Here is a 13,509-nt window from a genome sequence, read left to right as displayed (position 1 = left end):
CACCGAGAGCCCCCGGCACTGCGTCTGCCGGGGGCTCTCGGTGTTCGGTGGTCCGGTGTCCGGTGGCGGTTCAGCAGCTGCCGGTGGCGGTCGGGGCGGGGGAGGGCTTGGTGGCCAGGGCGAGGGCGGCGGCCGCCTGGGTCTCGTCCAGCAGGGCGTTGTAGCTGTCGCCGATCACGAAGTCCACGGTGGTGTCGGTGCGGGCGTCGGCGGTGACGGCGGCACCGGCGATCTGCGAGCCGACCAGGGTGCCCGCGCCGGCACCGGCCGGACCGGCGATCACCTGGGCGGTGCCGGGCACCTTCTTGTCCAGTTCGGCCGGGGCGTTGCCGACCTTGCCGATGACGAAGCCGCGCTTCTTGAGCTCCTCGGCCGTCCGGCCGGCCAGACCGGCCTTGGTGGTGGCGTTGTAGACGTTCACGGTGACCGCGGTGGCCTGCGGGACGGCGTGCGGGTCGCCCTGCGCGGCGGCGGGCGCGTCGGCGGCGCCCGGGGTGGCGCCCGGCGTCGGGGCTGCCAGCGCCTTGCCGGACGGGGTCGCGCAGGCCTGGGCCGAGGCGTTCTTGTTCCTGCCGGTGAAGATGTCGTACAGCTGCACGCCGCCGAGCGCGATCAGGGCCAGGGCGAGCAGGCCGGCGAGCGCGGCGATCACCTTGCGGCTCTTCTTCGGAGGCCGGCCCAACCGCGGGTAGGTGTTGCCGGTGACGCGGTACTGCTTCCCCTTGAGGCCTTGGGGAGTCAACATGCTCACGGTTTGTCTCCCCCTCGTGCCAGGGCGGGGTCGGGATGACGGATCGGCCGGGTGGGGACTTCCCCCGGTGCGGGCGGAATCCCCTGGTCGCGGCCGTAGTCAGCAGCGTAGTGCCGTACGGCCTCGAAGGTACTAAACGATCATCATCTGGCGTACCCCGGTACCCGAAAGGGGGTACCGGGGTACGCGCGGACCGCCCTCCGCCGGATGGCGAGGGGGCGGTCCGGAAAGCCCGTGGCGGCCCGACGGCCCGGTGACCGGGTCCGTCACTCCATTTCGAGGACGCGGGCGTGCAGCACCTGGCGCTGCTGCAACGCGGCCCGGACGGCCCGGTGCAGGCCGTCCTCCAGGTAGAGGTCGCCGTGCCACTTCACCACGTGGGCGAAGAGGTCCCCGTAGAACGTCGAGTCCTCGGCCAGAAGGGTTTCGAGGTCGAGTTGGCCCTTGGTGGTCACCAGCTGGTCGAGCCGCACCGGGCGCGGGGCGACGTCAGCCCACTGGCGGGTGCTCGTCCGGCCGTGATCCGGGTACGGCCGCCCATTGCCGATGCGCTTGAAGATCACACGGAAAGCCTACCGTTCGGACGGCGGATGGCGCAGCAGCCGCGACGCCGCCACGCGCGCCGGTGTGAACTGCGCATGGACGAATGCAGCTGTTTGATGGGAAATGTCGCGAACATCGCCCGGTGCCGATCGGGTTCCGCGCCGATGCAGAAGCGTTCCGAAGCGTTCCGATCCGCTCAGGAGTGTGCACCGATGTCCTCCGACCCCACCCCGCCGGCCGTCCGGGAGATCGCCGACGGGTACGCCTTCACCGGTCCCGCCCTCGACCTCGGCGCCGTGCTGCTGGACGGCACCGCGTACCCGGACGCCCAGGTGCGCATCCCGCTGGGCGTGCTCAACCGGCACGGGCTGGTCGCCGGGGCCACCGGCACCGGGAAGACCAAGACCCTCCAGCTGATCGCCGAACAGCTCTCCGGGCAGGGCGTGCCGGTGTTCCTCGCCGACATCAAGGGGGACGTCTCCGGCATCGCCGCGCCCGGGGCGCCGAGCGAGCGGACCGGCGCCCGGGCCGCCGAAGTGGGGCAGCGGTGGTCGCCGCAGGGCTGCCCGGCCGAGTTCTACTCGCTCGGCGGACAGGGCGCCGGCATCCCGGTCCGGGCCACCGTCACCAGCTTCGGACCGCTGCTGCTGGCCAAGGTGCTCGACCTGAACGAGACCCAGGAGTCCTCGCTCAGCCTGGTGTTCCACTACGCCGACGGCAAGGGCCTGGAGCTCTACGACCTCAAGGACCTCACCGCCGTGATCGCCTTCCTCGCCTCGCCCGAGGGCAAGGAGGAGCTGCGGACCATCGGCGGGCTCTCCGCGGCCACCGCCGGAGTCATCCTGCGCGCGCTCACCGTGCTGGAGAACGAGGGGGCCGGGGCGTTCTTCGGCGAGCCCGAGTTCGACACCGCCGAGCTGCTGCGGACCGCTCCGGACGGCCGGGGCGTCGTCTCGGTGCTGGAACTGCCCGCCGTGCAGGACCGGCCGCGGCTGTTCTCCACCTTCCTGATGTGGCTGCTCGCCGACCTCTACCAGGAGCTGCCCGAGGTGGGCGACCTCGACAAGCCCAAGCTGGTGTTCTTCTTCGACGAGGCTCACCTGCTGTTCAAGGGCGCCTCCAAGGCCTTCCTGGAGGCGATCACCCAGACCGTGCGGCTGATCCGCTCCAAGGGCGTCGGCATCTTCTTCGTGACCCAGACGCCGCGGGACGTGCCGTCCGACGTGCTGGCGCAGCTGGGCAACCGGGTGCAGCACGCGCTGCGCGCCTTCACCCCGGACGACGCCAAGGCGCTCAAGGCCACCGTTTCGACCTTTCCGCGCTCCTCGTACGACCTCGGCGCGGTGCTGACCTCGCTGGGCACCGGCGAGGCCGTGGTCACCGTCCTCTCCGAGAAGGGCGCGCCGACGCCGGTCGCGGCGACCAGGCTGCGGGCGCCGCAGTCGCTGATGGGGCCGATCGGGGCGACGGCCCTGCAGGCGGTGGTGGACGCCTCGCCGCTGACGGCGCGCTACCGGGACGCGATCGACCGGGAGTCGGCGTACGAGAAGCTGGCGGCGCGTGCCCCGCGGCCCCAGGCGGCGCCCACCGGTCCTTCTCCCTCGGCGCCTGCTGAGCGGGCGCCGGGGCGGGAGGCGCCGAGGGAGAAGGAGGGTGCGGGCGGGCTGCTCGGATCGCTGCTGAGCAACCCGACCGTGAAGTCCTTCGCGCGCTCGGCCGGGAAGCAGCTCGGGCAGGAGATCTCGCGCAGCCTGTTCGGGACGTCCAAGCGGCGGCGCTGACCGGTCGGGCGGGGCGCCCGTCGGTGGGGCGGTGCGCCGGCCGGTCAGGCGGAGAGCGCGGCGCCGATCCGGTCCAGGGAGGACAGCCGCATCAGGCCGTAGTTGTAGAACTCCACCTCGGGGACGCCGAGTTCGCGCAGGATGGTGATCTTGGCGGCGAGGTTCTCCGGGCCGTCGCAGTCGGAGGACATCGGGCGCAGGATCACCGCCAGGGACTGCGGGCGGACGCCGTGCAGGGCGAAGGCGGCGACCTTCTCCCGGACCGCCTCCGGGGTCCTCGCGTAGCCGAGGGTCTCGATCCGGTCGACGGCCCCGGCGAGGGCGGGCAGGTCGATGCCGGCGAGCCAGCCCGTGCCCGGGCCGCCGCCGTCCATGAAGGTCAGCCGCATGCCGTGCCGCCGGGCCTGCTCGGCGAGGTCGGCGGCCAGCGCGGTGACGGTGGTGGCGGAGGCGTCCACGTAGGCGGCGAAGGCGCCGTCGGCGAGGGTGCTCAGGTCGGCGGGCTCGGCGGCGGCGGACTCGTCGGCCAGCCGGCGGCGCAGCTCGGCGCGGACCGCCGCGGCCACCGCCTCGGCCGGGACCCCGGCGCGGGTGGCGGCGGAGCGGCAGTGCGGGCAGAAGCAGACCCCGAGCAGGGCCTCGGCGGTCGGGCCCAACTCCTCGAAGTAGCGCTCGTGGTGGTAGCCGTGGCGCAGTCCGTGGAAGTGCAGGGACTCGGCGCGGATCGCGTCCACGCCGTACCGGGCCAGTTCGGCGACCAGGGTCAGCGCGTACTCCCGGACCTCCGGGTTCGCCGGGCAGAGTTCGGTGAGGTGGCGGTCGCCGAAGGCGTTGGCCGGGGCGCAGTCGGGGTGGGTGAAGCCGAGCCGGTCGTTGTGGCAGAAGACCGTCCAGGCGTGCAGCTTCAGCCCGCGGCGGCGGGCCTCCTCGGCGGCCTCGGCGAAGGGGTCGCGGTCGCCGATCGCGGTGGACGGCGCGGGGGCCAGCCGGCGGCCCCGCCAGGCGGCCGGGTCGGGGCGGAAGTACGCCGCGCCCGGCTCCAGGTAGCGGACCACCCGGCGGGGGTTGTGCGGGAAGACGTCGCGGGCCTCGTGGTAGACCGAGGCGAGGGTGACGCCGCCGACCCCGGCGCGGTCGGTGAGGTTGCCGAAGAAGGTGTCGGCGCCCTCGTCGAGCAGGTCGGTGGCGAAGGCGAGGACGGACGACTCCATGGTGCGGCTCCGGAGCTGGGGGAGGGTGAGCCGTCCACGCTAGCCGCAGGGGTGGGATTGGTCTATACCTGATGGTCCGGACGGGAATCGCCGGACACGCCCTACAGGCCGAGCTCGTCCAACTGCTTGAGCAGGGCGGATCCGGGGCCGGTCGGGGCGGTCCCCTGCGGCGCGGCGGGCTTCGCGGCCGACCGGTCGCGGAGCAGGACGGCGGCGGCCAGTCCGCCGATCAGCCCGCCGAGGTGGCCCAGCCAGCTGACGCCCGGGGTGACGGGCAGGACCCCGATCAGGATGGTCGAGTAGACCACCGCGACGACGATGCCGACCACCGCGTCCAGCACGTTGCGGTCCAGGAGCCCGCGCAGCACCACGTAGCCGAGGTAGCCGTAGACCATGCCGCTCGCGCCGGCCGTCACCGTGTTCGGGCTCTCCAGCAGCCAGACCAGCAGCCCGCCGGACACCGTGATCACCAGGCTGGCCAGCAGGAACTTCCTCATGCCCCGGTAGGCGGACAGGAAGCCGAGCACGAACAGCGGCCAGGAGTTGGCCTCGATGTGGCTCCAACTGAAGTGCAGGAACGGCGAGGTGAACATCTCCGGGAGGTCCCCGACCTGCTCCGTGCGCAGGCCGAACTCCCGCGACAGCCCGTAGTCGTCCAGCCAGTTGAGCACCTGCACCGACCAGATGACGGCCTGGATGCCGAGCATGGTGAGCAGCGCGCGGCGGGAGTCGGCGAACAGCTGGGCGATTTTGGCGGCCATGCCCCGACTCTAGGGGCGCCGGAAGCGTACGTGCACCCCATTACAGTGACTCGTGTCGTTCCGACCGTGAGATCCGATCGTGGGATCCGACCGTGAGAGGTGACCAGCCCATGAGCAAGCGCGCGCCGCTGCCGTACGAGTTCCTTCCGCAGGTGCCGTCCTTCCCGCTGAGCAGCCAGGACATCACCGAAGGCGCCACGCTGGGCCGGGAGTTCATCCACGCCGGCGGCAACCTCTCGCCGCAGCTGGCCTGGTCGGGCCTGCCGGAGGGCACCCGGAGCATCGCGGTCACCTGCTACGACCCGGACGCGCCGACCGGCTCCGGCTGGTGGCACTGGCTCGCCCTCGGCCTGCCCGCCGACACCACCGGGCTGCCGCGCGGCGCCGGCTCCTCCGACGCCGACCTGCCCGGCGAGGCCTCCTTCCACGGCCGCAACGACTTCCCGGGCAACCAGTACGACGGCGCCGCCCCGCCGCCCGGCGCCCCGCACCGCTACGTCTTCGCGGTGCACGCGCTGGACGTCGAGAAGCTGGACGTCGCCGCCGACACCCCGCCCGCCCAGGTGGGCTTCCACCTCACCTTCCACACCCTGGGCCGGGCGCTGCTGACCGCCGAGTACGGGGTCTGACCCTTGGCGATATCCGATCGTCCGGTCGAGGTCTGGCGGCTGCCCGAGGAGGAGTGGAAGGCCGGCCGCCGGGCCGTGACCTGGACGGTGGGGCCGGACGGGGAGCTGGCCGTCCTGGTGGTGCCGGAGCAGTGCACGGCACCGGCCGGGTCCTGGCCGGAGGTCCGGTTCCCGTACGAGGCCGAGGTGGTCGTGACGGGCCCCCGCGGGGAGTGGCGGGTGCCGCTGTCCGGGGTCGACCGCTCGCCGGACCACCTTGCGCTGCTGCCGGGCGGCCGGCTGCTGCTGGTCGAGGCCCGCGCCGAGCAGGACGGGGAGGAGTGGCGGCCCAACGGCTTCGTGTACGGGCCCGACGGGACCCCCGGCCGGGAACTCCTCCTCGGCGACGACACGCCCGTGCTGGTGACCGACCGGGACGGCCGGATCTGGATGGCCTACGGGGACGAGGGCATCTACGGCGACCACCCGATGTCCTGCGCGGGACTCCGCGGCGCCGACACCCACGGCCGGGTGGTGTGGAGCCCGGACCACCCGAAGGACCTGCCCGGGTACCCCCTGGAGGGCCTGGCCGGAGCGACCGAGGGACGGTGCGCCTGGCTGGCCTGGTACCCGGGCTCCTCGGGCAGCTACCTCACCCGGATCGAGGCGGCCGACGGGACCTCGTCCACGGTGCCGTGCCCGGTCCGGCTGCCGGTCGGCTTCGCGGTCCGCGCCCGGGAGGGCGTCTTCCTGTCCCGGGGCGGGGAGCTGACCTGGCACCTGCTGGTCGGCAAGCAGTGGAAGCAGACCGGGAAGCGCAGGCCGGACGTGCCCGGCGAGCTCGACCGCCGCCGTGCCTACGGCCGGGACGGCGTGCTGTGGTTCAGGTCCGGCAACGGCTGGTACCGGGTCGAGGTCTAGGACCGGCCCTGGGCCGGGTCCGGACCGCCCCCGTCCGGCGCCCCCGCCGCGTGCTCGGCGCGGGCCGCCAGTTCGCGCAGGTGCTCGCGCAGCGCGGGCGGCTCGTGCACCTCGAAGGCGCAGTCCAGCGAGAGCAGCCGCATCGCCGTCCACTCCAGGGAGTCGGTGCGGGAGCGGAGCCGGCAGCTGTGCTCGTCGATCGGCTCGACCTCGGAGTCGCCCGGCCGGAGACTGCGGCGGACCCGCTCGGCCGGGGCGTGCACGGTGGCGACCACGGTGCCGCTCGGTGACGGGCGGTGCAGCTTGCCCGCCACGTAGGCGGCGGCGTCCTCGGCGGGGAGCGGGCGCGGGGTGAAGCGGACGCCGGTGGCGGCCGGGCCGCTCAGCCGGTCGACCCGGAAGAGCCGCCAGTCCTCGCGGTCCAGGTCGTAGCCCACCAGGTACCAGCGGCGGCCGACCGAGACCAGCCGCTCGGGCTCGACCTGCCGCCTGGTCTCGGCCCCGTCGTACGCCCGGTAGCCGAAGCGCAGCCGCTCCCGGGCGGTGACGGCGCGGGCGAGCACGGTGAGGTCCTCCGGGTCGACGGTCGGGCCGTCCCCGGTGAGCAGCGGCACGGTGGCGGAGTTGAGCGTCCCGACCCGCTGCCGCAGCCGGCCCGGCAGCACCTGGAGCAGCTTGCCGAGCGCCCGTACCGAGGCCTCCTCGATGCCGACCACGGCGTGCCCGGCCGCGGCGCGCAACCCGACCGCGATGGCCACCGCCTCCTCGTCGTCCAGCAGCAGCGGGGGCATCGCCGTGCCCGCGACCAGCCGGTAGCCGCCGTCCGGGCCCATGCTGGCCCGCACCGGGTAGCCGAGCTCGCGCAGCCGGTCGATGTCGCGCCGGATGGTGCGGGGGCTGACGCCGAGCCGCTCGGCGAGTTCGCTGCCGGGCCACTCGCGCGGGGTCTGGAGCAGGGACAGGAGGCTCAGCAGCCGGGCCGGGGTGTCGCTCATGGCGTCCAGCATGCCCGACCAACTGGGACAGGTTCTGACCTACACGGCCGTTACTGTCGCGGACGTGGAGAAGAGCGGCGTGGACGTGCAGAAGAAAAAAGAGGAGACCGCAATGAGCACCGCGGCAGCGGACCGGCGGAGGTGGATCGCGCTGACGATCGTGATGGTGGCCTCCTTCATGGACCTGGTGGACGTCACCATCGTCAACATCGCCATCCCGAGCATCCAGCAGGACACCGGCGCCTCCTTCAGCGCCATCCAGTGGGTGACCGGCGGCTACGCGCTGGCCTTCGCGATCGGGCTGATCACCGGCGGTCGGCTGGGCGACATCCACGGCCGCAAGCGGGTGTTCCTGATCGGGATCGGCGGCTTCACGCTGGCCTCGGCGCTGTGCGGGCTGGCCTCCGGCCCGGAGATGCTGGTCGCGACCCGGCTGCTCCAGGGCGGGACGGCGGCGCTGATGGTGCCGCAGGTGCTGTCGATCATCCACGCGACCTTCCCGGCGGAGGAGCGCGGCAAGGTGTTCGGCCTGTTCGGCGCGGTGGTCGGGCTGGGCGCGGTCTCCGGCCCGCTGATCGGTGCGCTGCTCACCGAGTGGGACCTGTTCGGTCTGGCCTGGCGGCCGATCTTCCTGATCAACCTGCCGGTCGGCATCGCCGGTCTGCTGCTCGGCCGCCGCTTCATCGACGAGTCGAAGGCCGACCAGGCGCTGAAGCTGGACCTGGTGGGCGTGGCGCTGGCCAGCCTCGGCCTGCTGATGCTGATCTACCCGCTGACGCACGGCCGGGAGGCCGGCTGGCCGCTGTGGGGCTACCTGTCGATGGCCGGGAGCCTGCCGGTGTTCGCGCTGTTCGTGGTGTACGAGAAGGTCAAGACGCGGCGGGACGGCTCGCCGCTGGTGGAGCTGGCGCTGTTCCGGGTGAAGTCCTTCGCGGCCGGCATCTGCGTGCAGCTGGCCTTCGGCGTGGCGCTCGGCATCTACTTCCTGGTCTGGACCCTCTACATGCAGGTGGGCCTGGGCTGGAGCCCGCTCAAGGCCGGTGCGACCGGCATCCCGTTCTCGATCGCGGTCTCCACGGCGGCCGGACTGTCGGTGCAGAAGCTGGTGCCGCGGTTCGGCCGGAAGGTCCTGCAGACCGGCGCGCTGGTGATGGCGGCGGGCGTGCTCGTCTACATCTGGGAGGCGGACCGGTACGGGACGGCGATCACGACCTGGCAGATGGTGCTGCCGCTGGTGGTGATGGGTCTCGGGATGGGTCTGATCGTCGCGCCGATCACCGACGCGGTGCTGGCGGAGGTGCCGCGCGAGCACGCCGGTTCGGCGTCCGGGCTGATCAACACCGTGCAGCAGGTGGGCAACGCGCTCGGGCTCGGCCTGGTGTCGGTGGCCTTCTTCGGGGCGATGGACGACGTGGTCGCGCCGCAGGCGGTCGGGGCGGCGTTCGGCGGGGCCTTCGTGAACGCGATGTGGTGGGTCGCCGGGGTGCTGCTCGCCGTCTTCCTGCTGATGTTCGCGCTGCCGCGGCGGCGCAAGGCGGCCGGGGCCGTGGCCGGCTCCACCGCCGAGGAGCGGGAGCCCGTCCTGATCTGACGGAGCGCTCCCGTTCGCGGGCCCCGGTCGCGCGGCGCGGCCGGGGCCCGCGTCGCGCTCCGGGAGGGCCCGGCCCCGACGCGGTCGGCCGGGTGGGTCGACCGTTGGCACGGGCGGCCGGGCCGTCGGTCAGCGCGCACCGGTCGGGGCGGGGGCGGCGGTCGTACGGGTGGTGGTGCGCGGCTTGGCGGCGGCCTTGGCCTCCTTCGCGACGCGCTTCATCTCCTGCTTGAACTCACGTACCAGGGTGAGGGATTCGGGGCCGGTGATGTCCGCGACCGAGCGGTGCGCCCCCTCCTCGCCGTACGCCCCGGCCGCCTCGCGCCAGCCCTCCGGCCGCACCCCGTACTGCTTGCCGAGCAGGGCCAGGAAGATCTGCGACTTCTGCTTGCCGAAGCCGGGCAGGGCGTTGAGCCGGCTGAGCAGCTCCTTGCCGGTGCGGACGTTCTTCCACAGCGCCGCGGCGTCGCCGTCGTACTGCGCGACGAGGAACTGGCAGAGCTGCTGCACCCGTTTGGCCATCGCGGCCGGGTAGCGGTGCACCGCGGGCTTCGCGGAGAGGAGCGCGACGAACTCCTCCGGGTTGTAGGTGGCGATCTCGTGGGCGTCCAGGTCGTCGTGGCCGAGGCGCTGCGCGATGGTCAGCGGGCCGGTGAACGCCCACTCCATCGGGACCTGCTGGTCCAGCAGCATGCCGACGAGCGCGGCGAGCGCACTCCGTCCGAGCAGTTCGTCGGCCTCGGGCTGTTGTGCGAGCCGAACGGTGACGTTCACGGGCTTGCCCTCCTCGGAGTTGACGTCTGGTCGGCGCCCAGTCTGGTGGACGCGGCGTTGGCGTAGAGGATCAACACGCCCGTAGCCGGGGAAGTCGTCTCTGTTCAAGGCCTTGTCAGAGCTGCATTGTTCGTTGGCGGAGCGGTTGCCGGGGGTGGCGACGGGGTGTCGCGGACAATTATTTGCCCGCGCCTGTCACATCCGGCGGATGCCCCGGGTCAGGGGAGTGTCGAACCGAACAGCCGTCGAATGGGAGCGCTCCAATGTCCGTCGCCCACACCGTCGTCACCGTCCTCGCCGCCCTCATGGTCGGCTTCTCGGCCTACTCCGTCTTCGCCGGCGCCGAGTACGTCGTGAAGCCGCTCGCCGACTACGGCGTCCCGCGCGCCTGGTGGACCTGGCTCGGCGTCGCCAAGGCGGCCGGCGCCCTCGGCCTGCTGGCCGGCCTCGCCGTCCCGGCCGTCGGCTACGCGGCCGCGGTCGGCGTGATCCTCTACTTCCTCGGCGCCGTGATCACCGTCCTCCGCGCCCGCGCCTACGCCCACGTCCCGTTCCCCCTCGTCTACATGGCGCCCACCGCCGCCTCCCTCGTCCTCGCCCTCGCGGCCTGAGCCGGGGCCGCCCGGCCCGCCCCGCCGCCCGGCCCGGTGGGGCCGCCCGGTGGAGGCGGCGTGCACGGGGAGGAGTGCGCGGGGCGGGTGTGGGGGCGTGCGTGGTGGGGGAGGGCGCTCGGCTGGGCGGGTGGCTTCGAACGGGGGGAACGAGTCATTTCATATGACTGTTTCTGTTGTGCCGGTGCGGCGAGCTGACGACGGGTCATTCTTGGTCCAATCGACGCGTCCAGAAAGGCTCGCCCGCCGTGACCCAGCCGTTCGAACTGCCGTCCTTCTACGTGCCGCACCCGGCACGCCTCAACCCCCATCTGGACGAGGCACGGGCCCACTCCACCGACTGGGCCCGGGAGATGGGGATGCTGGAGGGTTCCGGAATCTGGGATCAGGCCGACCTGGAAGCCCACGACTACGGCCTGCTCTGCGCGTACACCCACCCCGACGCCTCCGCCGAGGCGCTGTCGCTGGTCACCGACTGGTACGTGTGGGTCTTCTTCTTCGACGACCACTTCCTCGACATGTTCAAGCGCACCAACGACCGCGGTGCGGGCAAGGCCCACCTCGACCGGCTGCCGCTGTTCATGCCGGCCGACCCGGCCACCGAGCTGCCCGAGCCGGAGAACCCGGTCGAGGCGGGCCTGGCCGACCTGTGGCGGCGCACCGTGCCGGCGATGGGCGAGGACTGGCGGATCCGGTTCGCCGAGAGCACCCGGAACCTGCTCAACGAGTCGCTGTGGGAGCTCGCCAACATCAACGAGGGCCGGGTGGCCAATCCGGTCGAGTACATCGAGATGCGCCGCAAGGTCGGCGGCGCGCCCTGGTCCGCGCAGCTGGTCGAGTACGCGGCCGGCGCCGAGGTGCCGAAGGAGGTGTCGGGTTCGCGGGCGCTGCGGGTGCTGATGGACGCCTTCTCCGACGGGGTGCACCTGCGCAACGACATCTTCTCGTACCAGCGGGAGGTGGAGGACGAGGGCGAGCTGAGCAACGGCGTCCTGGTGCTGGAGCGGTTCCTGGAGTGCTCCACCCAGGAGGCCGCGGACGCGGTCAACGACCTGCTCACCTCGCGGCTCCAGCAGTTCGAGAACACCGTGTTCACCGAACTGCCGGTGCTGTTCGCGGAGACCGGGCTGGACCCGGTGGGGCGCGCCCGGGTCACGGCGTACGTCAAGGGCCTGCAGGACTGGCAGTCCGGCGGGCACGAGTGGCACCTGCGGTCCAGCCGGTACATGAACGGCGGTGGGGCGGCCGCGGGTTCGGGCGGCTCCGGAGGCGAGGTCGCTCCCGGCTCGGGCGGCGGGCCGGTGGGCCTGCCGGGCCTGCCGGGAGGGCCCGGGGGCGGCAACTGGTGGGACCAGTACGCGATCGGCGGCATCGGGACCTCGGCGCTGGACATCCTGCGCAGCACGGCCGCCGGGGCTTCGGCAGCCACGGCGGCCGTGACGGAGGGGGGCTCGACGCCGGCGGCCAAGGGCGCGGCGGGCCCGGCCGCGCGGCGGGCGCGGTCGCACGGCCACGTGCCGTACCAGGCCGTCGGGCCGTCCCTGCTGCCGGAGTTCAAGCTTCCGTACGAGCTCCGGCTGAGCCCGCACCTGGACGGTGCCCGGGAGCGCGTGATCGCGTGGGCCGAGCGGATGGGGCTGCTGGCGGCTGAGCCGGGCGTTCCCGGATCCGGCATCTGGGACGCCGAGTCGATGCGCGACTACGACCTCCCGCTCTGCGCGGCCGGCCTCCACCCGGACGCCACCGCCGACCAACTCGACATCTCCTCGGCCTGGTTGGCCTGGGGCACCTGGGCCGACGACTACTACCCCCGGGCCTTCGGACGCACCCGCGACCTGGGCGGCGCCAAGGCCGCCAACGCGCGGCTGTCCCTGTTCATGCCGGTGGACGGCGCCCCCGTGCCGGAGCCCGTCAACGCGCTGGAGCGCGGCCTCGCCGACATCTGGGAGCGCACCGCCGGCCCGATGACCGTCGAGGCCAGGGGCCGGTTCCGGATGGCGGTCGAGGCGATGCTGGACAGCTGGATCTGGGAGCTGAGCAACCAGATCCAGAACCGGATCCCGGACCCGGTGGACTACCTGGAGATGCGCCGCTCCACCTTCGGCTCCGAGCTCACCGCGAGCCTCTCCCGCCTCGGCCACGGGCAGACCGTGCCGCCGGAGGTGTACGACCACGGGTCGATGCGCGCGCTGGAGAACTCCGCGATGGACTACGCGTGCATGATGAACGACCTCTTCTCGTACCAGAAGGAGATCGAGTACGAGGGCGAGCTGCACAACGCCGTCCTGGTGGTGCAGAACTTCTTCGGCTGCGACTACGAGTCGGCGGTCCGGATCGTCGACGACCTGATGCACTCGCGGCTGGGCCAGTTCCAGCACGTGGTGCAGAAGGAACTCCCGGTCATGTACGAGGACTTCGGGCTGGAGCAGGCGGCCAGGGAGATGCTCGACGGGTACGTGGGGGAGCTGGAGAACTGGCTCGCGGGCATCCTGAACTGGCACGGGGGCTGCCTCCGGTACGCCACGGCCGACCTGGACCGGCACTTCGGCGCCGAGCGGGACCTGGTGGAGGCCTCGCAGGCCCGTCGGGCGGCCACGGCGGCGGCCGCCGAGGCTCCGGCGTCCGCCACCGCGCCGGTCCCGTCGGTCCCGTCTGTTCCGACGGTCCCGCCGCCCTCGGTGCCGCTCGGCCCGACCGGCCTGGGGACGGCCTCGCTGCGCCTGTCGGCGGGCGGCTGACGTCGGAGGGCGGCTGACGTCGGAGGGTTGCTGACGTCGGCGGGCGGGTGACGTCGACGGGCCGCACCCGCGCGGGTCCAGACCGCGCGGGTGCGCCGCATCGTGGCTAGGCTGGCGAACCGGGGGCCGGGGGGGGGGGGGCCGCCCGCCTCCCTCTTTCCCCCCCCAGAAAAGGAAAGGGGATGGGTTCTCCCCAGAGGGGAAGCCGCTTGGCTCCACCCTAG

General features: G+C 73.0%; 12 protein-coding genes. 6 read left to right on the top strand and 6 right to left on the bottom strand.

Annotation, left to right across the window (positions count from 1 at the left end):
* Positions 1-70 precede the first annotated feature (70 nt).
* On the bottom strand, positions 71-745 hold the full coding sequence (locus tag ACFVGO_RS31750; protein ID WP_359905715.1) for a LytR C-terminal domain-containing protein: 675 nt from the start codon (positions 743-745) through the stop codon (positions 71-73).
* Between the two features lie 272 nt (positions 746-1,017).
* Positions 1,018-1,314 carry a type II toxin-antitoxin system VapB family antitoxin gene (locus tag ACFVGO_RS31745; protein ID WP_030061387.1) on the bottom strand — a complete coding sequence of 99 codons (297 nt, stop codon included), beginning with the start codon at positions 1,312-1,314 and terminating at the stop codon, positions 1,018-1,020.
* Between the two features lie 192 nt (positions 1,315-1,506).
* Here ACFVGO_RS31745 and ACFVGO_RS31740 point away from each other — a divergent pair, with 192 nt between their 5' ends.
* Positions 1,507-3,075 (top strand): helicase HerA-like domain-containing protein, encoded by a 1,569-nt coding sequence (locus ACFVGO_RS31740; protein WP_359905583.1) that lies wholly within the window; start codon positions 1,507-1,509, stop codon positions 3,073-3,075.
* A gap of 44 nt (positions 3,076-3,119) precedes the next feature.
* Here ACFVGO_RS31740 and ACFVGO_RS31735 read toward each other — a convergent pair whose 3' ends face one another.
* On the bottom strand, positions 3,120-4,286 hold the full coding sequence (locus tag ACFVGO_RS31735) for a hypothetical protein (RefSeq protein ID WP_380635487.1): 1,167 nt from the start codon (positions 4,284-4,286) through the stop codon (positions 3,120-3,122).
* Positions 4,287-4,387: 101 nt separating this feature from the next.
* Complete coding sequence (locus ACFVGO_RS31730) at positions 4,388-5,047, bottom strand: rhomboid family intramembrane serine protease (protein ID WP_380358530.1); 660 nt, start codon at positions 5,045-5,047, stop codon at positions 4,388-4,390.
* A gap of 110 nt (positions 5,048-5,157) precedes the next feature.
* Here ACFVGO_RS31730 and ACFVGO_RS31725 point away from each other — a divergent pair, with 110 nt between their 5' ends.
* Positions 5,158-5,676, top strand: coding sequence for a YbhB/YbcL family Raf kinase inhibitor-like protein (locus tag ACFVGO_RS31725; RefSeq protein ID WP_359905592.1), 519 nt, complete (start codon positions 5,158-5,160; stop codon positions 5,674-5,676).
* 3 nt (positions 5,677-5,679) lie between these two features.
* Positions 5,680-6,576 (top strand): hypothetical protein, encoded by an 897-nt coding sequence (locus tag ACFVGO_RS31720; RefSeq protein WP_359905595.1) that lies wholly within the window; start codon positions 5,680-5,682, stop codon positions 6,574-6,576.
* Here ACFVGO_RS31720 and ACFVGO_RS31715 read toward each other — a convergent pair.
* Positions 6,573-7,571 (bottom strand): helix-turn-helix transcriptional regulator, encoded by a 999-nt coding sequence (locus ACFVGO_RS31715; RefSeq protein ID WP_380635483.1) that lies wholly within the window; start codon positions 7,569-7,571, stop codon positions 6,573-6,575. The genes ACFVGO_RS31720 and ACFVGO_RS31715 overlap by 4 nt on opposite strands.
* A gap of 112 nt (positions 7,572-7,683) precedes the next feature.
* Between ACFVGO_RS31715 and ACFVGO_RS31710 the strand changes: the two genes are divergently transcribed.
* Positions 7,684-9,162 carry an MFS transporter gene (locus ACFVGO_RS31710; RefSeq protein ID WP_359905601.1) on the top strand — a complete coding sequence of 493 codons (1,479 nt, stop codon included), beginning with the start codon at positions 7,684-7,686 and terminating at the stop codon, positions 9,160-9,162.
* A gap of 129 nt (positions 9,163-9,291) precedes the next feature.
* Here ACFVGO_RS31710 and ACFVGO_RS31705 read toward each other — a convergent pair whose 3' ends face one another.
* Complete coding sequence (locus ACFVGO_RS31705) at positions 9,292-9,936, bottom strand: HhH-GPD-type base excision DNA repair protein (protein WP_359905604.1); 645 nt, start codon at positions 9,934-9,936, stop codon at positions 9,292-9,294.
* Positions 9,937-10,199: 263 nt separating this feature from the next.
* Here ACFVGO_RS31705 and ACFVGO_RS31700 point away from each other — a divergent pair, with 263 nt between their 5' ends.
* On the top strand, positions 10,200-10,547 hold the full coding sequence (locus ACFVGO_RS31700; protein ID WP_359905607.1) for a DoxX family protein: 348 nt from the start codon (positions 10,200-10,202) through the stop codon (positions 10,545-10,547).
* 248 nt (positions 10,548-10,795) lie between these two features.
* On the top strand, positions 10,796-13,285 hold the full coding sequence (locus ACFVGO_RS31695; protein ID WP_380635481.1) for a germacradienol/geosmin synthase: 2,490 nt from the start codon (positions 10,796-10,798) through the stop codon (positions 13,283-13,285).
* Positions 13,286-13,509: the final 224 nt, after the last annotated feature.

It is taken from the genome of Kitasatospora sp. NPDC057738, from assembly GCF_042798815.1.
GTDB classification, from domain to species: domain Bacteria; phylum Actinomycetota; class Actinomycetes; order Streptomycetales; family Streptomycetaceae; genus Kitasatospora; species Kitasatospora lactacystinica.
Note: the sequence above shows the minus strand (reverse complement) of the source record. Positions and strands in the feature narration are given on the sequence as shown.

Coding starts and splice junctions, on each gene's coding strand:
- ACFVGO_RS31750 (WP_359905715.1), bottom strand. CDS start 745: ATGTTGACTCCCCAAGGCCTCAAGGGGAAGCAGTACCGCGTCACCGGC.
- ACFVGO_RS31740 (WP_359905583.1), top strand. CDS start 1,507: ATGTCCTCCGACCCCACCCCGCCGGCCGTCCGGGAGATCGCCGACGGG.
- ACFVGO_RS31735 (WP_380635487.1), bottom strand. CDS start 4,286: ATGGAGTCGTCCGTCCTCGCCTTCGCCACCGACCTGCTCGACGAGGGC.
- ACFVGO_RS31730 (WP_380358530.1), bottom strand. CDS start 5,047: ATGGCCGCCAAAATCGCCCAGCTGTTCGCCGACTCCCGCCGCGCGCTG.
- ACFVGO_RS31725 (WP_359905592.1), top strand. CDS start 5,158: ATGAGCAAGCGCGCGCCGCTGCCGTACGAGTTCCTTCCGCAGGTGCCG.
- ACFVGO_RS31715 (WP_380635483.1), bottom strand. CDS start 7,571: ATGAGCGACACCCCGGCCCGGCTGCTGAGCCTCCTGTCCCTGCTCCAG.
- ACFVGO_RS31710 (WP_359905601.1), top strand. CDS start 7,684: ATGAGCACCGCGGCAGCGGACCGGCGGAGGTGGATCGCGCTGACGATC.
- ACFVGO_RS31700 (WP_359905607.1), top strand. CDS start 10,200: ATGTCCGTCGCCCACACCGTCGTCACCGTCCTCGCCGCCCTCATGGTC.